The sequence below is a fragment of the Geminocystis sp. NIES-3709 genome (genome assembly GCF_001548115.1).
Classification (GTDB): domain Bacteria; phylum Cyanobacteriota; class Cyanobacteriia; order Cyanobacteriales; family Cyanobacteriaceae; genus Geminocystis.
On sequence record NZ_AP014821.1, the window covers coordinates 2,131,891 to 2,154,707 of the forward strand.

Here is a 22,817-nt window from a genome sequence, read left to right on the forward strand (position 1 = left end):
AAAATAAAATTATTAATATAAAATGTTTCGATCGAACAAAAATTAGCATATTATGAAAATTATTTGTCCAATTAAAGGAATGATTATGACGAAATTCGACATATAGATTGAAAATGATTTTAACACATTGGCGATCGAACTTTATCTAATTTCGAGAAAAAGATGATGGTAAAGGGCTAAGAATATAATCGAGAGGATAATAAATTAAGGGAGTCCATAAACTGCTGATAATGGCAGAAGTTAAAGAATTTTTTTGATAATTTAACCATATATCTATTAAAGGTATTTGAGTTTGAATACTATATTGTAAAGCAATAATTGTTTCATTAATAATTGCCATTCCAAAAACAATTAAAGTAAGAGAAATTACATCCTCTTTGATATATTTATCTCCATAAACATTAGTGGTAAATAAAGCGACAATTATTAACCCTAGAATATGAGAGGGAAAAACACCCGTTAGACTATCCCAAATTAAACCTAAACAAATTGCCGCTACGATACTTTGCCATAAATTTCTTTTCACGCTCCAAGTAATTAACCAAATTAATAACCAATTAGGAGTAATTCCAATTAATTCTAATCCGGGTATTCTTATTAATAAAAATAAACAACAAATAATTAAGGAAAAAATAACTAAAAATGTTCGTAACCAGAAGTTATTTCTCCAATTTATATCGATTCTTCTTAACATTAATTTGTTAATAATTTAATTGAAGTTACTATCAAAGACTTTTGTCTTCTATTTTAAATATAATAAAGCCTAAAGGATTAAGTATAAATTTTCTGGTATATTATTCATTGTTCATTGTTAATTATTATTGTGACTTTATCTTATTTTGCTACCACTGCTAGAGGATTAGAAGAAATCACTGCCCAAGAGTTGGTTAAATTGGGTGCCAAAGCTGTAAAACCAGAGTTTACGGGAGTATATTTTGAAGGCGATCGAGAGTTATTATATAGAGTAAATCTATGGGCAAGAACCATTTTTCGAGTATTACAACCAATTCACACCATTAAAAGTCAGAATCCAGAGCAATTATATAGTAACACCCGAGCGATCGATTGGTCAGAATATCTACAACCAGATCAAACCATTGCAGTTCGTTGTACGGGAAAAAATCCTCAACTTAACAATAATCATATCACTGCTATTCAAATCAAAAATGCGATCGTAGATCAACAACAGCAACAAAAAGGAATACGATCGGATGTGGATACCATTGAGCCAGATATAGTCATAAATGCCCATATTAACGAAAATAACTGTATTTTAAGCCTTGATAGTACAGGAGACAGTCTCCATCGTCGAGGTTATCGTTCTGCCATGGGATTAGCTCCCCTTAAAGAGACTTTAGCGGCAGCATTATTATATTTAACCGAATGGACACCAGATCAAGCCCTTGTCGATCCCATGTGTGGTTCAGGTACAATTATTTTAGAAGGCGCTTTGATGGGATTAAATATTGCTCCCGGATTGTATCGCAAAAAATTCTGTTTTCAAAATTGGACAGATTATGACGCTAAATTGTGGGGAAGTTTATTAAAAGAAGCAGAAAATAGTCAAAAACAACATTTACCACCCATGATTGGCACAGATGCTGATAAAGAAGTAATTTTACAAGCTCAAAGTAACGCTAAAGCCTGTGAAATTGGAGATCAAGTAAAGTTTTATCAACAACATTTAGTCGATATAACTCCCCCCGCCGAATCAGGTATTCTTATCTGTAATCCTCCTTATGGGAAACGTATTTCAGATGTAGAAGCTCTATTTCCTTTGTATAAATTGTTAGGAGATATTTTTAAACAAAGATTTAAAGGTTGGACAGCTTACGTTTTAACGGGGAATAAAGAGTTAAGTAAAAAAGTTGGTTTACGCACCTCTCGGCGTATTCCTATTAACAATGGTGGTATTCCTTGTACACTATTAAAATACGATTTATACTAAATTTGATGATTTTAACCTGAGTTGGATGTCTTAAACTTTAATTAGAGTCTGCTGAAAAAGTATAAGAAGAGAGGAGTTAATAAAATTATCACATAAGGTAAAAATTTGATTGATGCAGTGAATGAAGCATTTATAGTTTTGTCCTAATCAACTCGCTTTCTGCTATATGAATAGTAATGATTAAATACAGTTTGCTAAAAATTGGAATTTTTGTAGAGCTATTAAAACTTTTGAGCAATTTTTTCTTTTATTTTGTAAGACGATCGCAAGAAATTTTAAACGATAAAATAAGCTCTCAAAAAGTTAATAATCCTCCACAAATAATCAAATTGTTATTAAGGATTTTCCCTATTCCGGGCTATTCAATGAGTTCGACTTTAAATAGTTATTTGGGGACTACTATTAGAAACATCCTGAAGAATCGTAAAAAGCCAGAAATTATCAAAGTTGTCAAAGAATATGGAACAAAGATAAGTCACCCTGAAGTTTCTATAGTTGTTCCTCTCTACGCCAGACTAGACTTTATGAAATATCAATTAGCTCTATTTGCTGATGATCCCGACTTTCAAGACAATGAGTTGATCTATGTTTTAGACGATCCTCGACTATATAAGGATTTTATTGATTATTGTGATGCACAATTTGCCACCTTCCAAGTACCATTTAAAACAGTCTATTCCGGGGCAAATTTAGGTTTCTCAGGGGCAAACAACCTAGGGGTATCTGTTTCTAGTGGACAGTTAATTCTTCTTATAAATTCAGATGTGATGCCAATAAAATCGGGTTGGGTTTCATCATTAGTCAATATATATAAGAGTCTTAATAATGTAGGATCGATCGTACCTAAATTACTTTATGCAAATGGCAGTATTCAACATGGTGGCATGAAATTTATCAAATGTAGAGCTCTTGGGGTGATTTATTGATTGAGTAATAGCCTATTTAATTGATGTTATCCTTAAAGGAAAAGAGACAGAATCTGATAAATGGTATTTAAGCAGTTTTCCTCATTACTATTTTCTTTCTCGTGCTTATTTTAATGGTGTTAAAGGATTAGAAGTTTTAAAAGAAAAAATTATCTCCAATTTAGAACAAAAGTTTGAGCAAGGATGCTATGACAATCCTCTTGATACAGCATTAGCAGTTTGTACATTTCTCAACTTCGGGCAGATAACACCCACTTTAGAAAAAGCCATTAGCTTTTTGTTAGCAAAGCAAGGAAATGATGGAAGTTGGGCTAGTAGTCCTTTTTACTTTGATAGTCCAAAACGTATTTCTTGGTATGGCTCCGCAGAGTTAACGACGGGGGTTTGTATTGAAGCATTGGTAAGATACCAACAAGTTATATAATTCTATTGACAAATGTCTAAAATTATCTTACAATGTGACTATATAGTCATATGACAAATAACTAAATTTATAATCTCCATAGTTTAACAAATGTATCAGCTATGACCATTAAATTTACCAAAGCCACCGTTAATAGCAACTTAGCTAATCCCACTGGGATTATGTTTCTTGATTTAAACAAAGATAATTTACCCGACATCGTTGCCGTTTCTTCAGGTTTTAATGAAGATGATTTAGTCTGGCATAGAAGTAATAGTAATAGCACAATTAACACCTCTCATACTTTAATTAATGGAGAGTTAGGAGGAGGGCGCAACGGTTTCTATGGTGCGGATATTGATAGAGATGGAGATATAGATTTAGTCAGTGCAGAAAATGATGATGATGATGTCACTATCTGGTATAACACCAATGGGCAAGGCACTTCTTGGAGTGGCTCAAAAATATCCGATGCTTTTCAAGGGGCGACAGATTTATATATAGGTGATTTTGGCACAGATGGCTGGGTAGATATTATTGGTGCTTCAGAAGATGATGACGATGTTTCTATTTGGCGACAAACTTCAGGAGGGAGTTTTGCGGGGGAATTGACAATCGATGGGGGGTTAGGAGAAGCAAGGGCAATTGATGGCGGTGATATTAACCGAGATGGCAGACTAGATGTGGTTGCTGGTGGTGAGGAAGGTTTATTTTGGTATCGCAATGATGGAAGTGGCACCAGTTGGACAGGGTATAATATTAGTGGTAGCAGTTATCAACCTCAAGATTTGAAAGTTGCTGACATAGATAGAGATAATGATTTAGATGTTATCGTCGCCGCCGATAATGGGGTTTATTATTGGAAGAATAACGGTTCAGGTTCTTTTAGTGGGGCTACTCAAGTAGCTAATTTTAAGGTAGCACAAATTGCCGTTGCTGACATCGATCGAGATGGAGATAATGATTTAATTTTTGGGAATTATAGCAGTAATGCAAGTATTTATTGGTATTCCAATAATGGCAGTGGTGGTTTTACTCCTTATACCATTGATAGTAGTGGGTTAAATAATATTAACGCCGTGGGAGTGGGAGATGCTAATAATGACGGTTTTATTGATATTGGTATCGGCACTGACGGGGAAGACGATATATATTGGTATCGTAATGAGTTGAGAAAAATTAGTATCACAGCTAATAGTAATCCTGTACCTGTAGAGGGAGGGGATTATGGCTCGTTTACCATTTCTTTAGACGAAAGTGCGATCGCATCTATTACTCTTTCTTCTACTTATACCATAAGTGGCACAGCAACGAATAACACCGACTATACCATTTCAGGTTATACCACCATTCCGGCAGGATCCACTTCTGCTATTATTTATATTAACCCCATTAATGATCTCAATTATGACCCCAATGAGACTATTACTTTAACTTTAACGGGTAATGGTATTAATAACGGTTATGTTATAGATTCTAGTAAATCCAGTGCCACTTTAACTATAAGCGATCCGACTCCCGTTGTGAGTATAAGCTCATCTGGGGTGGTAAATCCTTCAGAATCGGGCATAATTGGACAATTTGTCATCTCTTTAAATACCACTGCTACCAGTAACTTTAGTCTTGGCTATAGCTTATCAGGAGCGAGTAATGACATTATCCTTGATAATGATACTAACCCCAATAATGGTAGTTTAGGCTCAACTATTCCCATTGGTATAGGAGAAAGCAGTAAGACGATTTATGTTTTTGCCAAAGATGACTTTACTTACGAAGCCAATGAGAGTTTTACCTTTACCTTATTACCCACAACTCCCAAAGTTAACAATATTGCCTTAGGCACAGGCTATAGAGTAGATTTAAGTAAAAATAGTCGCACCTTAAATATTATCGATGATGAGCCGATCGTAACTGTCACTGGTGTTAAAAATCTACAAGAGGGTAGCGATACGGGAGAGTTTATCGGTTATGTGGATATTATTCTCGATCGAGCCGTCACCAAGCAACCCGGATTGTCAGTATATTATAATATCACGGGAGGAAGTGCCACCCAATTCACCGACTATTTTAATTCTCAGGGAAGGTTAACCAGTGGTAGTAATGCCCAAAATGTGGTGTTTATTCCTAATGGTGCAGACTCTGCTAGATTATATTTAAGTGCCTTACCAGATGCGATCGCAGAAGCCACCGAAACCATTACAATATCTTTAATAAATGATCAAAATCCTAACACTACTCCAGACTATGCGGTAGGAAATAACTATGCTCTAGGAAATACCATCACTGCTACTGTTAATATCACCGATAGTGGATATTATAACCCGAATATTGCCATCCTCGATCGCGCTGGAAATGCCGTTACTAACACAAATCCCTTAGAAGCCAATAGCGAAGGAAAGGTTAACTTTAGTGTTAAATTAACTAGCCAACCAACCCAAAATGTCACCGTCAGAGTAGATACTTTTACCCTTACCTTTACTTCTACTAATTGGGATACACCCCAAAATATCAGTCTCAATGGTATTACCTCCACAAGAAATTTAACCATTACTAGCACCAGTAACGACAGCAATTATAATAACCGCACCAGCAACATTACTATCAATCCCCATGACGGTATCCCTAATTTAGATGTCACGGAAGGAGAAAACTCCCTCCCCACAATTATCCCTAGTGTGACTATCCTATTAGAAAACGATACCAATGAGGGAAGCGAATTAGCAGGAGTGTTTAAATTATTGTTGAGTAATCCTGCGCCTAGTGGCGGTTTAGTCATTAACTATATGGTGACTGGCACGACAACTCCCAATGTTGACTATAATACCCTTTTAGGTTCGATCGAAATTCCCGAAGGAGAAACCAGTGTTTTCTTAAATGTCCCCGTTATTGATGATAAGGTAAAAGAAAATGCAGAAACCGTCATTGTCACTCTCCAAGCAGGGGAAGATTATACCGTTAATAATGCTACCTCCAGCGCAACCTTAACTATCACTGATGACGATGAGTCTAGTATTGAATTTGCTACTCCTCAAACCACTGCATCCATTACCAGTAGCAATGATTTATTAACCGTCAGTGTGGTTAGTTTTAATGATAATAGTGGCACTTTTACTGTTAACTTAAATCAACAACCTTCTCAAAATGTCACCGTTACCTTAAGAGATAGTTTAAATAATAATGCAACGGGGGGGAGTTTAACCTTTACCCCTGATAATTGGCAATCACCCCAAAATCTCACCCTCAATAATTTGACTGCTAACAACAGTGATGATTTTAACTATCAAGTTACTGCTGTTACCGAAAGTCAAGATAGTAACTATCAAAACAAAACCCTTAACTTTCCCATTGTTACTAATACTTTAAATACCACCATTACCAGTGTTTTAACAACGGAAGGAGAAGAAGATATTTTGCTAGTGAAACTGACTAGCCAACCTAGTGGTAATGTCACCCTTAGCTTTAGTCAAATTGATGCCACGGAAAATAGTTTCTCTACTAATACCCTTACCTTTGCCCCCGATAATTGGAATAGTTATCAAAGTATCAATGTTAGTGGATTAAAAGACGATCGAGCCGATGGAGATATAACCTATAATGTTAAGGTGACGGCGACTAGCAGTGATAGTAACTATAACGGAGTTTATCAACTATTACCCATTACGAATACCGATATTGATAGTGATGTGGTTAATAATGAACCTGAAGAAGATGATAACTTAGAAACTGATCCTTTAGTGACTATTAATATTCAAGGTAGCAGTGAAATCGGAGAAAGTGACGCCACGGGGGGTAAATTTAGAATCTCAGTGGGAGAGGGTAGTTCAAGTGAGCCTGTTAAAGTACGTTATTCGATCTTAACCAATCCTAGTGATAATAATGCCACAGAGGGGCTTGATTATCAATCTTTTAATTTATTCGAGCAACAATTAGGCACGGAAAATCCCTTTAATGGTTTAGATATTGGTAGTTATAGCGCTCCCTTTGTGATAGATTTAGATCAGGATAGAGATTTAGACCTTTTTATCGGTAATTATGAAGGTTCGATCGTCTATTATGAAAATACTGGGACAAATAATCAACCCACCTTCCTTAAAAATACCAGTAACAATCCCTTCAGTGCTATTGACTTAAATGGTGCAACTTCTCCCGGTTATTCGACTCCAGCCTTCGGTGATGTTGACGGTGATGGTGATCACGAAGTGGCGCTGCGCGATCAAGATTTAATCTTAGGTAGTAGTGATGGTAAGATTCGCTTTTATCGTAATAGTAACCTCACTTTTACCGAAGTAACAGGTTCAAATAATCCTTTTAATAGTATCGACATCGGAGATTATAGCACCCCTATTCTCATAGATATTGATTCCGATAGTGATTTAGATTTATTTATCGGTAGCGGTGACGGGTTAATTAAGTTTTATCGCAACACCGGGAGTGAGACTAATCCCGTTTTTGTGGAAGAAACCGCAGAAAATCCTTTTCAAAATGTGGATTTGTTCGATCGAGCTAGTATAATCTTTGCAGACTTAGATGAAGATGGAGACTTAGACGCTGTTTTAACAGGAGACACTAACGGTGCAACTAAGTCAGGGGGAGTAATGGAGTATTGGTTAAATATTGGCACTCCTTCTCAACCTAATTTTATCCAAGATGATAGCTTATTTGAACGCAGTGATTTTACCATACCAGACAATGTGCGTCCAATTTTTGGAGATATTAATGGAGATTTAGATCAAGATTTATTATTTGGTAATATTGATGGGATTATCGACTATTATGAGAATTTATCTAGTGGAGAAATCACCATTATTCCGGGGCAATTTGCCGATATTGATTTAACTCCTTTTGCTGATAACATTGCTGAAGGAGATGAAAATGTTACCGTTGTTTTAAATACTAATCAAGGCTATTATATTGATTCAGAAAATACCACCGTTACTTTTACTATCAAAGATGATGATATAGCAGGAGTTTCTATTACTGATAATAACGGAAATTCCATTACAAGTAAAATTTATACTTCTAGCGAAGCTGATAATTCACCCCAAACTTTTAAAGTAAAACTTACTAGCCAACCCACTGATAATGTCATCGTTTATTTAGGCACAAATAACAAAAATGAGGGTATTTTATCCGCAGAATTTCAAGAAAATCAAGAGGTAATTTCTTTTTACTTTACCCCTGATAATTGGAATATTGAGCAAAGTTTTACCGTTAATCCTCAAGATGATTTAAGAGACGATGAAATCGTAGCTTATCAAATAATTTCTACTGTCAAAAGTGGTGATGATTTTTACAACAATTTAGAAGTTAGTGACATTTCTCTTAATAATCAAGATAATGATAACGCAGGTATTAATATTGTCCAAATAAGCGATAATTCTACAGAAGGAAGCAGTAACTCTTATCAAATTTCTTTAAAGACTCAACCTCTTTCCCCTGTCAATGTCACCATGACACCCAGTAACGAGGAAATCAAGTTTTCTAATCAAGGTTTTTCTCAACCTCTCACCCTCACCTTTAATGAAGACAACTGGAATATTCCTCAAACTGTCACCGTCTTTGCCGTTGATGATAGCAAAATTGAATACAACCACAGCACTAATATTGATTTTAGTATTGAATCTAAGGATAATCGTTACAGTAGTCTAACTCCTCCTCAACCCATAGAAGTTAACATCATCGATAACGACTTCCCCTTAGCTACTTTGCCAGTGACGCAAAATGCCACAGAAGAAGCCATGCCGGGTTACTTTACTATCTCGGTAAGTGAAGCGGTTAACTCTGCTTTTGGTGAGACTGGTTTAAATGTTGCCTATCGAGTTTTAGGAAGTAGTAGTGCGGTTAATGGTTTTGACTATCAAACGGTATTGGAAACAGGAAGCGTAAGAATCGCACCAGGAGAAACTAGCACCACTTTAACTATTTCTTCCATTGATAACTTTATTGATGATGGTGATAAGCAAGTTGTTATTGAATTGTTAGCAGGGGATGGTTATAGCTTGGGAGAGACTACCACTAACACTCTCGTGATTATTAACAATGATAAGGCAGGAGTACAAATTATTCAAAGTGGCATTGTGCCAGTAGTCAAAGAAGGGGAAAGCTATACTTTCTATGTCTCTTTATTAAGTGAGCCTACTCAAACAACTACAATTAATTTCTCTGATAATCCTAATGAGTTAAATAACATTAACCCCCTCACCTTCACTTCCGAAAATTGGTATATACCACAAAATGTAACTATAAGTGCGATCGACGAGAATATAGCAGAGACAGGAGAAAATCACACTACCCAATTAGCATTTATTTTTGATGGTGCATCGGAGTATGAAAATTTAGATGAGCCTGTTAACCTTGAAGTTAATATTATCGATCGAACTTTTAACAGTGTCAATACGGCGTTAGGTTTGCAGTATAGTTTAAATAGTATAGAAAAGGCATTTACTGAATCTAGTTTACCCTTAATTGGTAGTGCCTCTACCTTGCCTATTTTCTTTGACGAAATCACCGATAAAATTGTTAGTGAAATTTACACTACTAATAACTTAACTGCATGGAAATTAGAGCAAATCTTCAGAAATTTGTTGCCTGAAACTCTAGGGGATAGCCTTTCTAATTTGCAAATAAATTATATTCCTAATAATAACGATACTCCTTTCACTATTTCCTTTACTGTTACTTATAATAATCAAACTATTCCCTTAAGCAAAGACTTAGCTATTCCTTCCCTTGATTTAACAGTTAATGGGGAAGCCCAAGCCGATATTATTTATGATTTTAATTTAGGTTTTGGTATTAATAAAACTGGTGGTTATTATCTCAATACTTCACAAACTTTTTTAAATCCAGATATTAAATTTGATAATGTTACTCCAACAGGAATTGACAGTATTAATGGTTTAACTGTTGATTTCGCTGATGAAGGTATTGATTTAGATTTAGACTATGACATTAAATTATTAGGTAATAACTTAGATACAGATGCTTTAAACATACTAAAAAATCGTCCTGCTCAAGAATTATTTGCTAATTTTGACTATGATTTTAAAACGGGAAGTTTTGCTAAATTATTACTTTCTGCTACCCCCGATGAAAAAATTACTGACTTGTTTCCGGGTATAACTTTTGATTTAGCAGTAGAAGAATTACCCCTCTATAACTATGCTGATGAATCAAAAATTAGTCTTAATGATTTTGTTGTTACTCTGCAAAATGTGGCTTTAGATGTACAATCTTTAATCAGAGGTTATGTTAAAAAATATGTTGATTTAATCGATGAAATTTTACAACCAATTTATCCTATTATCGATACCCTTAATGCCGATACAAAATTTCTTTCGGCTTTAGAATTAGACTTTCTTTTTGATAGTAATAATGACGGCAAAGTGTCGGTAATGGAATTAGTTTTTGCCCTTCTCAATGTCAATGATGATAGTGGTGATAACGATGCTTTACAAAATTTAGGCTTTGATGGTTTTGATGATGGTGACTCCCTAGACTTCTACGAATTTATTGATGCTATTAATGAGTTAATTGAAGTAGTCAGATTAGTTGATGATTATATTGCTGATGATACTAATGTTTTAATTGATATAGGTTCAGTTAGTACATCAGTTCAGAATGGCGAGGTTGATTTTAGTCGTGATGATTTAACTATACCAGATGGTAACATTCTCGATCGAATTGCTAATAATCCTCTAGCTACGGATGATTTAGAGAAACTAATTGATAGTATCCTCTCCTTAGATGGTTTTGAGATACCCTTGTTAACTGACTTTTTCTCCGTAGCTGGTTTATTACTAGGGGAAGAAAATGTTGACTTTTTAATCTATGATGTGCCTGATTTAGATTTTGATATTAGTGTCGATTTGTCTGATATTGGTTTAGATGCTATTTTACCTGAGTATGGTTTGGATGCAGTTTTAGAAATCGCATTAGGGCTTAATTCTAACCTATACTTGGCTTATGATGCTTATGGTTTAAATCAGTGGCAAGAAACAGGTTTTGATGAGGATAAACTAAACTTATTATTAGATGGGCTTTATATCCGAGATGTGGATGAAAACGATAAAGATGTCAATGAGTTAGGCGCTTCTTTTGGTGTTGATATTGGTATGGAATTTAATGCTATTGTAGCAAAGGCGAGGATGACGGGAGGTGTGCAAAGTGATAATGATGTTAAACTCGATTTTGTCGATGGTGGTGAATATCAAGGGTTAGGCGATGGTATCATTCGCTATTCTGAATTATCACCTTTATTCACTGGTGATCTTAGTGTACTCGAAATTAGTGGTGCGATCGAGGCTTTTTTAAATACTAAGGTGCAAGTGGGTGTCGATGTTGGTTTATTCGAGATAATGGAGACTATTCTTGATATTGATATTTTCACTTACAAAATCTGGGATATTGAAGATGTCTTAAAAAAATTGGGTATTAGTGGTTTTGCGAGTCAAAGTTACTTACAAGGAGGCACGGTATTTTTTGATGTTAACTTTAATGGTCAATTAGATCAAGGGGAAATTTCTACTGTTAGTAATGATGATGGTAGTTTTAATTTGCCTGTGGATTTAGTACCCTTCGATCTCGATCGTAATGGTATCATAGATGATCAAGATGGGCGTTTAGTGGTTATAGATGGGGTTGACTCCGCAACGGGATTACCTATCAGCACTCCTCTTTTTGCCACTGTTGACTCTAGTATGATTACTCCGTTAACCAGTCTGGTGCAAAAAATCCATCAGTCTGGCATTGACATCGAGTTAGCCGAAGCAAAAATTAAAGAAATATTCGCCTTACCTGAAAGCCTTGATTTATCACAATTTGATCCCATGTCTGCCCTTGAGAATGGGGATATTAACGGCAAAAAAGTCTATACCAGTCATGTCATCACTCAAGGCACAATTGCGGTTTTAACGCAGTTTATCTCTGGTATCACTAATCAAACTCCTGCCCAAGTTGCCGATCAAGTTATCGGTTCGATCGCCCTTAGTCTGTATAATGAGGATACTGGTAATTTTAATAACCTCTCTTTTCTTGAAAATTTAATTACCACTCTCATTAATGATGTGGGAGGAGAATTTAGCGACAGTGAATTAACAGACATTACTGACGTTTTAACTCGCATTTTAACCATCGGCACTCAATTAATTGCGATAACAGGAGAAAATTCTACAGTAGATGATGTCGTCATTAATCTTAACTCCCTCAAAATAGCTTTACAATTTGACTTAGGTAATATCTTAGGGGAGTTAGGCGCTGGTTTAATTACTCCTGCCACCGTTGATGATTTACTGCATAATTGGCAAGGAAGAATGCAAGAGTCTGCTAGTGTGCCAAATTTGTTTGCTTTAGTGTTAGCCTTACAAACAGAAAAAATCCCTCAAGATATAGCTACAGAAAAGGTTTTAACAACTTTTGAGCTTCCTGAAGATTTTGATCTTACTAAAACACCTTTATCACCTACCGATGATCCCATTTTAAGTCAACAGGTACTAATTTTAGAAAACCAACTGACTTTACTTTATCAATTAGGAGGGCAAGTTTTACAAAGTGCAGGTATCACCGACTCCCATGAGGCGCAATGGTTAATTAGTCGTGCCACTTCTGAATATATTTATCATAATCCTGACATCGATTTAACTGACTCGGAAACTATCAATCAAATTATTGATTCTGCTATCTCATTTTCTACCCTTACTGTAGAAGATTCTATCATAGAAACTAAGCTCGATCGAATTACCTCTGTTAACACCACCCTTGAGATAATTAATCAAGGAAGCAATAATTATGAGGAAGTAGCCAATCAACAACAACAAATTCTCGATAGTGTTTTAGAATATCCCTCCCCCTATCACTATCCTTTACCCTTAGTCGTCAATCAAAATGAAGAAGAAACTCTTTACACTCCTCAAGTGATTGATACTAAGTTTCAAATTTCTGCACTGAATTTATCGGGTGAGTATGAGTTAGGCATCAAAACCCCTGACGGTAAATCAATTATCCTCTTAGAAAACCTCCCAGGTAGCGATGATTCCTCTTTAACTAATACCCTCGATGAGATTACTATAGATACCTTAATGGCTAGTGAAACCAAGTTTTTTGGCTCATTAATCAACTCCCCAGAGGGGTTAAGTGCCTTTACGGATAATGGTTTAGAATTGTATCTTACCATCAATGGTGAGACTTATAGTTCACAAAATTCAGAGCAACTGGAAATCACTTCTAAGGGTAGTCAAGGCTTTGCTTTAACTTTTAAAGATGATAATAACACCGTTGCGGAATTTGCTCTTAATACCCCTGTTTTTCTTACTCAAGGATTCGATTCTAGTGAAAATACTACTGTTAATCTTACCATCGCTCGAAGCACCGCCAATGAAAATACGATCGGTATCTATCCAGTCGATGACTTAACGGGGGCGATTATCATGAACGATCGAACTATCATGCCCCATGATCCAGACTATGATAAAGTAGCAGTAGAAAGAGCGCAATCTTCAGGCTTAATCTTCGAGACACCTGAGAATATGAGCATCGATGATTATACTCTAGCCTTACCTAATGCTAGTATTTTCGGTTTCTTCCTTCTCGTCAATGGCAATGTCGAAGAATATTTAAACCAAAGTGAAAACTTAATTAAGAGTTTCTTTTCCTATGGTGAAGCAAATCAAGATAAAAGACAACACTTTACCTCTGTTGGTAACAACATCTATGGCTTTGAAGATACCTTCGGCGGTGGTGACAACGATTTCAATGATATTTTAATACAAATCGTCAATGCTAACAATCAATAAGGTATTATGAGGTTTGTAGTAATAAACTTAGCCATAACGGGGTAAAAAATACACAAATACAAATATTATCCTACTATATAATAACTCTGAAACTGTTTCTTGTTCCCTATCTTTATCAAAAAAACTTTTTATAAAAGCTAATCATACTACCTTAGTAAACAATATGCAAATTTAGGAAATACTATTAAGAATTTATTTAAACAAACTCATACTCAATTTATTTTTGAGAATTATTTATCTTTATTTTTCAGTATTTTTCTTATCTCTATCTTCTAACTCCTTTTACAGTTTTTTCCAGAAAACAATTTTGTCGTTGCCATCATTATAAAAATCTCTGATGATAGCTTCTTTGAAATAACTACGCTTTTGATAAAAAACTCTGGTGGATTGGAATTCCGAAAGCCCCGAAGTTTCAACGATTAATATTCTGTTATTGCTTTGCTTTAAAAAAGTTTCAATATACTCTATCATTAACGTACCAATACCTAAATTTTGAAATTCTTTTGCAATTGCGATAAGATAAAGATTATAAGTACCGTTAGTTAATCGTTCAGGTGCAAAGTAAGCTATCCCAACAGGGGAATCATTTATAATACCTGTAATCCATACATCGTCAGAATGAGAATTCGTAAAATAATCCTCCATCATTCCTTCCAGATATTCCGAAGGAAATAAGCCTGTACTATCAATAACTTTTTTTAGTAAAGGCAAATGATTTTGCTCGGTTTTGGTAATATTTAAGTTATGTAAATAATAAGAGTTTATCATCATCGGTAAAGTGTTGAATGGTATATTTAATTCATTCATCTAAGGTTTTTTGTAAAAGATCTTTTCCATGACCTTTTTTCATGGCATCATGAAGTTTGTTTGCTATCTCAAATAACCGTTGATGTTCCGTATCTATTGTTTATTTCCAGTATAATATTCTGGACTCTATTTCGTAAAGACTAGGCTCATTTTTTTATCACTCTTTCTGGCTTTACTATCTTTATTTTCTCCTATATTTATTGATCATTACCTGAAGGGACGACAATAAAGCTAAACATAAAATTTGACAACACCAATTATTTGTATATGTGTTAATCCTCATTTGAGAAATATTAATTATAACCATACACTAAAAAAACGATCACTTTCGGTGGCACTGCACGATCGACTTTTCATTAATCAATAAATTTGTATTATAGATTGCTTCGTAATAAATTGAGGAAGCTAATAGCAAAAATCGGCTAAAGCTATTTATCAACGTCCTTTTTTATTTAATAGAAAGATTAGGCAAAAAGGAGAGATTAATATCTACCCCCTAATTCACCGTAGTTGACAATTAATCATTGACCATAGACAATAAAAAGTAAAATTAACTACCAAATTTGATTATGAGCAATGTAACAACCGGTGCTGATGCAGTAGATAATGCGATCGCCCAAGGAATTGATTTAGACGGTAGCCCAATCCCCGCCGCTAAATTAGACTTGTATAAGCAAGTCATGGCATTAGAAGGGCAAAGACAGAGAAGCGGAGTCAGTAATACAATGCGATCAAGAATATTGCGTATTGGAGCGAAACATATTTCTGAAGAAGAATTAAACCAAATGCTAGTTAATGCAGATTTTGCCCCCTTAAAAGAGAAGGAAATTGCTTTTTATTACGGTGGAAAATAACTGCATTTAACCTAATACCTAATACCTAATACCTAATACCTAATACCTAATACCTAATACCTTTTTCAAGGAATAATTGATCACGATGAGAAGTAAAGGAATAATTGATCACGACGAGAAGTAAAAGAGCCATTATTTTTCTCTATTCCCCATTCCCTTTCTTGATAATTTTATAGTTCACCCTTGGTTAATTTGGATAGAGTAATAGCGTTCATCTGAATTAATTCTAAATTATCAGGATAAATTTTAATTGCTTGCTGTAGTAAAAGTAAAGCATGAATCTTTCTTCCACCAAAAATGAGTTTATTCGCAAAAAAAATAATAGTGTCTAAATCGGGCTTCCCAATAAGCATTTGAAAATATTTACGATTGTATATTTGATCTGCTTCTATGGGTTGGGGGTGTTGTAAAGGGAATTGAAGATCATAAAAATCTAAATTAACATCAAAAATGGATAAGCGATTTGTATGAGTTGCATCTTTACCTAAACCGATATTTTTGATCAAATTTACCGCAGGAATAACGGTTAATCCTCCTTGTAGTAAACGTGTAAATGTCCATTGATAGTCCCAAGTATCCACTTTTTTATTAAAGGCTTGTTGACAGATGTGATAACGATAATTAAATTGTTCTTCATCCTGTAAAACTTCTTTTAGTTTTTGGTGATTTTTCCTATCACCCCATTTTTTCATTTCATAATCATAAAAATTCCATGCCCTTCGCCAAGTTGCCCACCCCCAACAACTATCATAGTGAGAAAAGTGATAACTCTGGTTTTTCTGTTGCCATTCAAGCAAATTATTTGTACCGCTAATCATCATAATTTCTTCTTTGTCTCGATATTTAGAAAGTAAATTATCACAAAATCTGAAAAAAGAAGGATGAGGAAGGCAGTCATCTTCAAGAATAATCGCTTCTTCTATTTGCTCAAAAACCCAACTAATTCCGCTAGATACTCTTTTACCACAACCTAAATTAATATCTGAATAATTTTTAAATACTTCGCATTCCCAATCAATATTTTCGACAATTTTCCTCGTAACTTCACATTTTTCTTGATCTTCTGGTACATTTAGACGAGCGCCATCGGCAATAATAAATAGTTGAGATGGTTTTGCTTTACGAATTGCTTCAAAAACTTTAGCTGTAGTATTAGGGCGATTAAAAATAATAAAAACGATCGAAGTATTTAGCTTCTGTTGTGTCATATATACCTAGTACTATTTCTCAGTTATTTTTGGCAGATTGATTCAAGTATTCATAAATTCGCCAATGGTTGAAACCTAACTTTATTGATGCCTGAAATTCTGATACCGCAGAAGAATGTCTGTTTTGATTTTGTAACACTAATCCAGACCATAATCTTAAATAACGATCGTCAGGATAATAATTACGATATTGAAAAATACCTCCTTCTCCACCAGATAATAACACTGATGATTGAGCAATTTTTCTATCGGCTATCAATAATTCTTCTGTGTCAATGTCACTCATACTGATTTTAAATTGTGGTGCAGATTCTCCTAAAGATTGAATAAAAAGTTCTGCCGGTGTATCAGTAAATTTTGCCAAATTTTGCCATAATCTCTTATTTTTAGGAGATTCCATCATTTTGTCATAAATAGTATTTAATTTTTTTGTCCAATATTCACTGTTAAAATTTTCATGGGCATATTGACGGGCATTATTTCCTAATTTCAATCTTTCTTCAGGATGATGATAAAGATACTCGATCGCCTCTTTATATTCAGTTTCACTATTAACAATTAAACCGGTTTGATTATGTTCAACTAAACATTTAACACCACCATAGGGAAAAACAACCGGAGGTATTCCTGCATACATCGCTTCTTGTAAACTTTTTTCTGAAGTAGCGTAGGTATCTTCACATAAAGGATAACCAAAAACATCCAAAATTTCTAAAATCGATTTGATTTTTTCTACATAGCCTCGAAATTCAAATTTATTAGCGATACCAAGTTGCTCAACTTCATTTTGTAACTGTTTTTCAATACCGCCACCACAAACAATAAATTTGACATGGGGAATAGAAACAGAGGCACTCATAGAAATATAGTTAGGGTGCATTTTCGCAAAATTAACTGTACCAATATAGCCCACGTTAAAAGTGTCATGGGGTTGAGGTTGTAAATTACTTAATCGCTCCCAATCAGTAATACCATAAACTATATCTGTTTTATCATTATTATTTTGAAACACGGTTAATTTAAGGCTATAAGGGCTAGTCGTTAAAGTAAAATCTGAATAGTTAACCAAATCTTCAGTAATAATTTGGGGAGGACGATCGCCAATAATGTGAAACCAAAGCAATAAACGTATGGGAGGAAGTTCTAAACGCAGAAACTCATAAATTGTGGGATTATTCCAAAAATGAACTTGAACAATATCTGCTTTTTCTATTTCTTCTATCAAAGTTTTTCGATCGGGTTTACGGATAACATTGATCCCCACTTGTTTTGCCTGAATTAGAGTAAGAGGGTAAACTTCAGACTGTAAAGTAATAATAACATGTTGTTGAATAATATTTTGTTGTAGCTCATATTTAACAGAAGCAATCAAGGAGCGAGTAGGGCCGGCACTAGATAGTTTATCTATAATATGAAGTATTTTTATCACTTAAAAACCCTTATCCTGATCAAAATTTAACTATAGCATTCCTATTTAGGTTGTGTCTCAAAATGTAAATATTTTGTCATTTGCCATTTGTCATTGCTAACAAGGATTTGGGCTAATTTTTGACAACCTTTGATTGTTTACAAATCATTTAGGATTGCTATATATAGCAGATAACGAGTTGATTAGGACGTTTTGAGATTCCTCTCTATGCTCGGAATGACAACGATAGATTTTGAGAATGTCTTAACTAACCCGTTTATTGCTATACAAGAAAGGAATCATTATAAACTTGAATTTTATCTTGAAATTTTAAGAATAAAATAAAAATTATGTATGAATTATTTTCAGGGTATTATATACACAGCTATTGGTAGCAAATATGTTGAAGAAGCTCAAATTTCGGCAATAAGTGTTAAAAAGTTTTTGCCCGATATTCAGATAACTGTCTTCACTGATTCTCCCCCCTCTAATAAAGGTGCTTTTGATCAAATAATTAAATTAGAGAGTTTACATCCTAAACCCCACATCAATAAATTAATCTCCATGATGAAATCACCCTATCAAAAAACTCTTTTTCTTGATACGGATACCTTTATATGTGGTGACATCTCGGAATTGTTTGATTTACTGGATCATTTTGATATTGCAATGGCACACGATCGAGGATACTATGATGATTTTCCTGAAGTTATAGGAGTGCCAGATGCTTTTCGAGAGTTTAATCAAGGAGTCATCGTATTTAAACAGTCCGAGAAACTTCACCAAGTGTTGGTAGAATCTCTTAAATGGAGTGAAATACTTTTTAACCAATCTGGAGAGTATCCATACGATCAACCTCCTTTGAGAATTGCCTTATATTTAAGTGATATTCGTATTGCCCCATTAACTCATGAATTTAATTGTCGTTATCATTCCTTCGGATACCTCAATGGGGAAGTAAAAATACTTCATGGACGGATTCCGGGAAAAGAATATAATGAAGCAAATCTTAATACTATTGTCGTCAAAATTAATCAAGAAACTATCCCTAGAGTATTTGTTGCCGGTGAAGTATTTGTTCTAGCAAGAACTAAAATGTTTAATATCAACAATAATTTTCCAAAACATACGGCTACTCTATTTCAATCAAGACTTGTACCATACAAACTAATTATCAAACGTTTTGTAGCGATCGTTAAAAATGAAGGAATAATGGGGTTTTTCAGACGTTTACTTAAAAAATTGACGGATACTTAGGATTTTTTTGAATAATTTTTTTGAGTTTTTCTTTTAGTTTACCCACATCTTTTTTAGCTTCTTTGGTAAATCGTATTTGATAAACCATTAATCAATATCTCCCAACCCATCATCTATACCATTTCCTGTACATTTTACTCAAATGTCATTCTATTTTTAAAAACCACAAAAGTTTAATCCTTAACACGTTGACGTTGGAGAGATTGGCGAACAATTTTAAATAATTCTTTTCTATTTGTCTCCACATTACCTGAAAGGTTACGATCGTGAATACGCTTATAAAGTAAAACTTCGGGGATGAAACCATAAAGAATTTGATAATCTTTTGCCCTCGTAAACCACTCAACATCACAACCAATGGTAAACTCAGTATTAAATTGTCCAATATCCTCAAACAAGGATTTCCGAGCCATTAAAGTACCGGGTGTACGTCCAAGTTGTTCTTCTTGTAATAATTTTTTTCTAAACCCTTGTCTCAATTCACATCCTAAATCTAAAAACAATTGCACTCGTCCGTAACTATATTGAATTTCTGGATTTTTGATAAAATCATTAACTTGAATACTTAATTTATTTTCACACCATCGATCGTCATGATCAAGAAATGCAATTAAATCCCCCCCAGCAACATTAATCCCCGTATTACGAGCATTAGCTAAACCTGTTTCAGTTTGTTGAACATAACGAATATTACGATAAGATTTAGCAATATCGGGGGTTTTATCTGTTGAATCTCCGTCAACGACAATAATTTCATCAGGTTGATAAGTTTGATTTAAAACACTTTCAATTGCCCTTGTAAGGTATTTTTCTCCATTTTGCACAACAATAATGACGCTAACAGTAATTTTATTCATATTCGTGCATAATATTTTGAGATTAAAATTAATATTTAAGTTGATATAGCATTATTTCTTTAAACATTTTTTTGTCGGCGTTGATCTAAATTATTCTTTAAAATTTTTAACCAACTTTGACGATGAAGATTTTTTAATTTAGTTTCATCATACTGAGAAATAAGACTGTTTTTATGTCGTCGATAAAGTAAAATAACTGATTTTAAAACAGCTCTATTAAGATTATTTTCTTTGATTCTTACTAAAAATTCGACATCTTCACTATGACGTAAATTTTCATCAAATAATCCAATTCTCTCAAACACTGATTTTCTATAAATAAAAGTACCTATATTAAAAGGTAAACGAGGTTTTCCAAATTTTTTATTTATACTATTAGTCTGTAAGTCATTTTCAATTCTAAAATTTTGTAAATGTCCTTGAACAATATCAACTTGTGGATTATTTTGCAGAAAATCAACATAACTTTTTAAAATATTAGGTGTCCATAAATCATCACTATCAAGAAAAGCAATTAAATCTCCTTGAGCAATTTTTATTCCTGTATTACGAGCTGAAGAAGCACCAGCATTTTGTTGATAAATATATTTAGCAACATCTTTAAATTTATAGGCAACTTCCGCTGTTTTATCTGTTGAACCATCATCTACAATAATAATTTCTAAGGGTTGATAATTTTGTTTAATAATACTTTCAATCGCTTCACCTAAAAATTCTTCTCCATTGTAAACTGGAATAATGACACTAGCAAATAGTTGCTTTAATTTCATAATATTAGTTGTGATATTACTTCTGAAATTTGTTTAATATCCGTTCCTAAATTAAGATAAAAACAAGGAATTTGTCGAAGGAGATTTCCCATCAGTTTCAAACTTTGTCGTTTATCACCCGGTAGCTGAAATATTGAACTTGGTGCAAGAGCTTTTAATCCAGCGATCGAAGATGCTTCCTCAATATTAGTATCTATTTTTCCAGTTATTCTCGGAATTAAAACGGTTTTTAAGGGAAAACTGGATAAAATTTTTTGAGGAAAATACTCATAAATAAAATATAGTGCTTTTTCTCCCTCAAAGTGATCAGTATTACTACTGATATTCTTTAAAAAAGGCAATCTATCTAAATCATCTACATTTTTTTTCCCAGTACTATAAAGACTTAAAACTCTAGGAATAGGCTCTAATTGAACTAGACAATAGTCATCACTGGCATAAAATAATTCCGAATGGAGACAAGCTAAAGCTGTTGTCGATTTTCCTGAACCACCTTTCCCGACTAATAATACTCCTCCGTTGGGTTTTCCAACAGCCCCTCCATGACATAACTGTATTTTATATTGACTAAACCAAAAGTAAAAAATTTCTCGTAGGGGAGCACCTATTTCCCAATAAGGAATAGTATTTGGATCTTTTACCCAATAAATTCCTATTCCATTTTCTTTATCCAACATAGATAATCCAATAGAAGTTCGTCTAAAAATAGTGCAAAAACGATGATTATTAAAACCTTGAATTAATCCATCTTGCCCATAATCATCAATACTCCAAGGAGGTGAAGGCATTTTTACACCAGTGGATTTACTATCCCACAATAAAATTGTTAAATCAGGATTGTTGGAAATTCTTATCCTTAAATGTTCCAAAGCCTTTGTTAAGTAAGGAATAAGAGTATTTCCTGCAAAACGAAGTTTAACGGTTAAATTTCCTATTCTATAAAAGTACTCAACAGGATTACCTGAAATATCGATCGCTTCTTCTGATTTACGGGTAAATTCTGCAAAAAAAACGGATGGATTACTTATACTCATCAATGTGATAGTGTATCTATACTTGCTTGGAATTAGGCCATCCTGTCTCATCAACATCATGAATGGGATCTAATGTTAATAAATCTTGCATATCGGTATATTTTTGTAATTGAGGAATTTTAAATTCTAGTTTTTCTATATTCTCATTTCCTTCTGCTGATAAAGAATAATTAGTTTTACTCTGCGATCGCACCTTAGGTAAAGATAAAATAATATCTTCTTCCACTAATTGAGCAATTAGATTTTCAACACTTATTTCAATTTCTTTTTGACTACAAAAATATCTCTTAGATAAATCTGAAATAATTTCCTGATAAGATAATCCATTTTTAATACCATTCCAAATATCTGCTCCCGTATCAAGAAGGCTGTAATAATAACCTTCATCCAGATTAATAATCATAACTTCACCATCAATGGTTTCTTCAGCAATTTTTTTTGTATTAATTTGAAAACTATTATCCATTGTGATTCTAAATTTTTAATTTTAAATAAAAGGATTTCTATTAGTACCTGAGTTCAACGCAAAAATATTTCATTTAGGTAGCTATTACC

Annotated in this window: 14 protein-coding genes; 6 read left to right on the plus strand and 8 right to left on the minus strand. The window is 33.9% G+C overall.

The features are described 5' to 3' along the window. Window positions 1-145 precede the first annotated feature (145 nt). Window positions 146-694, minus strand: a complete 549-nt coding sequence (gene mreD / locus GM3709_RS09140) for a rod shape-determining protein MreD (protein WP_066118512.1) — start codon at window positions 692-694, stop codon at window positions 146-148. Window positions 695-823: 129 nt separating this feature from the next. Here mreD and GM3709_RS09145 point away from each other — a divergent pair, with 129 nt between their 5' ends. From GM3709_RS09145 to GM3709_RS09155, 4 genes are all read left to right on the plus strand, one after another. Next, window positions 824-1,948, plus strand: a complete 1,125-nt coding sequence (locus tag GM3709_RS09145) for a class I SAM-dependent RNA methyltransferase (RefSeq protein WP_066121840.1) — start codon at window positions 824-826, stop codon at window positions 1,946-1,948. A 176-nt stretch (window positions 1,949-2,124) separates the two neighbouring features. After that, window positions 2,125-2,874, plus strand: coding sequence for a glycosyltransferase family 2 protein (locus tag GM3709_RS09150; protein WP_066118515.1), 750 nt, complete (start codon window positions 2,125-2,127; stop codon window positions 2,872-2,874). Window positions 2,875-3,151: 277 nt separating this feature from the next. Then, entirely contained in the window at window positions 3,152-3,298 is a 147-nt protein-coding gene (locus GM3709_RS20445; RefSeq protein WP_158506711.1) for a hypothetical protein, read from the plus strand. Between the two features lie 101 nt (window positions 3,299-3,399). Next, the gene (locus tag GM3709_RS09155) at window positions 3,400-14,067 is read left to right on the plus strand and encodes an FG-GAP-like repeat-containing protein (RefSeq protein WP_066118517.1); all 10,668 of its coding nucleotides are present in this window, start codon (window positions 3,400-3,402) and stop codon (window positions 14,065-14,067) included. 282 nt (window positions 14,068-14,349) lie between these two features. On the opposite strand, the gene GM3709_RS09160 is transcribed toward GM3709_RS09155, so the two are convergent. Continuing rightward, on the minus strand, window positions 14,350-14,874 hold the full coding sequence (locus GM3709_RS09160) for an N-acetyltransferase (protein WP_197671830.1): 525 nt from the start codon (window positions 14,872-14,874) through the stop codon (window positions 14,350-14,352). Between the two features lie 569 nt (window positions 14,875-15,443). On the opposite strand from GM3709_RS09160, the gene GM3709_RS09165 reads away from it, so the two are divergent. Beyond that, a complete protein-coding gene (locus GM3709_RS09165; RefSeq protein WP_066118518.1) occupies window positions 15,444-15,728 on the plus strand; it encodes a DUF4090 family protein in 285 nt (94 codons plus the stop codon). A 170-nt stretch (window positions 15,729-15,898) separates the two neighbouring features. Here GM3709_RS09165 and GM3709_RS09170 read toward each other — a convergent pair whose 3' ends face one another. Both GM3709_RS09170 and GM3709_RS09175 read right to left on the minus strand, forming a co-directional pair. Beyond that, complete coding sequence (locus GM3709_RS09170) at window positions 15,899-16,936, minus strand: hypothetical protein (RefSeq protein WP_071828028.1); 1,038 nt, start codon at window positions 16,934-16,936, stop codon at window positions 15,899-15,901. Between the two features lie 19 nt (window positions 16,937-16,955). Continuing rightward, window positions 16,956-18,365, minus strand: a complete 1,410-nt coding sequence (locus GM3709_RS09175) for a glycosyltransferase family 4 protein (RefSeq protein ID WP_066118520.1) — start codon at window positions 18,363-18,365, stop codon at window positions 16,956-16,958. A gap of 333 nt (window positions 18,366-18,698) precedes the next feature. Between GM3709_RS09175 and GM3709_RS09180 the strand changes: the two genes are divergently transcribed. Next, window positions 18,699-19,601, plus strand: a complete 903-nt coding sequence (locus GM3709_RS09180) for a glycosyltransferase (protein WP_066118522.1) — start codon at window positions 18,699-18,701, stop codon at window positions 19,599-19,601. A gap of 173 nt (window positions 19,602-19,774) precedes the next feature. Here GM3709_RS09180 and GM3709_RS09185 read toward each other — a convergent pair whose 3' ends face one another. From GM3709_RS09185 to GM3709_RS09200, 4 genes are read right to left on the minus strand one after another with little or no spacing between them, the layout of a single operon-like run. Then, a complete protein-coding gene (locus tag GM3709_RS09185) occupies window positions 19,775-20,458 on the minus strand; it encodes a glycosyltransferase (protein ID WP_066118523.1) in 684 nt (227 codons plus the stop codon). A 59-nt stretch (window positions 20,459-20,517) separates the two neighbouring features. Further along, window positions 20,518-21,228 carry a glycosyltransferase family A protein gene (locus GM3709_RS09190; protein ID WP_066118525.1) on the minus strand — a complete coding sequence of 237 codons (711 nt, stop codon included), beginning with the start codon at window positions 21,226-21,228 and terminating at the stop codon, window positions 20,518-20,520. Then, entirely contained in the window at window positions 21,225-22,262 is a 1,038-nt protein-coding gene (locus GM3709_RS09195; RefSeq protein ID WP_066118527.1) for a hypothetical protein, read from the minus strand. Before GM3709_RS09195 ends, GM3709_RS09190 begins: the two co-directional genes overlap by 4 nt. 16 nt (window positions 22,263-22,278) lie before the next feature. Continuing rightward, window positions 22,279-22,728 carry a PqqD family protein gene (locus GM3709_RS09200; protein ID WP_066118529.1) on the minus strand — a complete coding sequence of 150 codons (450 nt, stop codon included), beginning with the start codon at window positions 22,726-22,728 and terminating at the stop codon, window positions 22,279-22,281. Window positions 22,729-22,817 lie beyond the last annotated feature (89 nt).

What these genes read in the sequence shown, in the direction of transcription:
- GM3709_RS09170 (WP_071828028.1), bottom strand. Translation starts at nt 16,936, where the DNA reads ATGACACAACAGAAGCTAAATACTTCGATCGTTTTTATTATTTTTAAT.
- GM3709_RS09160 (WP_197671830.1), bottom strand. Translation starts at nt 14,874, where the DNA reads ATGAATGAATTAAATATACCATTCAACACTTTACCGATGATGATAAAC.
- GM3709_RS09155 (WP_066118517.1), top strand. Translation starts at nt 3,400, where the DNA reads ATGACCATTAAATTTACCAAAGCCACCGTTAATAGCAACTTAGCTAAT.
- GM3709_RS09190 (WP_066118525.1), bottom strand. Translation starts at nt 21,228, where the DNA reads ATGAAATTAAAGCAACTATTTGCTAGTGTCATTATTCCAGTTTACAAT.
- GM3709_RS09165 (WP_066118518.1), top strand. Translation starts at nt 15,444, where the DNA reads ATGAGCAATGTAACAACCGGTGCTGATGCAGTAGATAATGCGATCGCC.
- GM3709_RS09185 (WP_066118523.1), bottom strand. Translation starts at nt 20,458, where the DNA reads ATGAATAAAATTACTGTTAGCGTCATTATTGTTGTGCAAAATGGAGAA.
- mreD (WP_066118512.1), bottom strand. Translation starts at nt 694, where the DNA reads ATGTTAAGAAGAATCGATATAAATTGGAGAAATAACTTCTGGTTACGA.
- GM3709_RS09150 (WP_066118515.1), top strand. Translation starts at nt 2,125, where the DNA reads ATGATTAAATACAGTTTGCTAAAAATTGGAATTTTTGTAGAGCTATTA.
- GM3709_RS09200 (WP_066118529.1), bottom strand. Translation starts at nt 22,728, where the DNA reads ATGGATAATAGTTTTCAAATTAATACAAAAAAAATTGCTGAAGAAACC.
- GM3709_RS09180 (WP_066118522.1), top strand. Translation starts at nt 18,699, where the DNA reads ATGAATTATTTTCAGGGTATTATATACACAGCTATTGGTAGCAAATAT.
- GM3709_RS09195 (WP_066118527.1), bottom strand. Translation starts at nt 22,262, where the DNA reads ATGAGTATAAGTAATCCATCCGTTTTTTTTGCAGAATTTACCCGTAAA.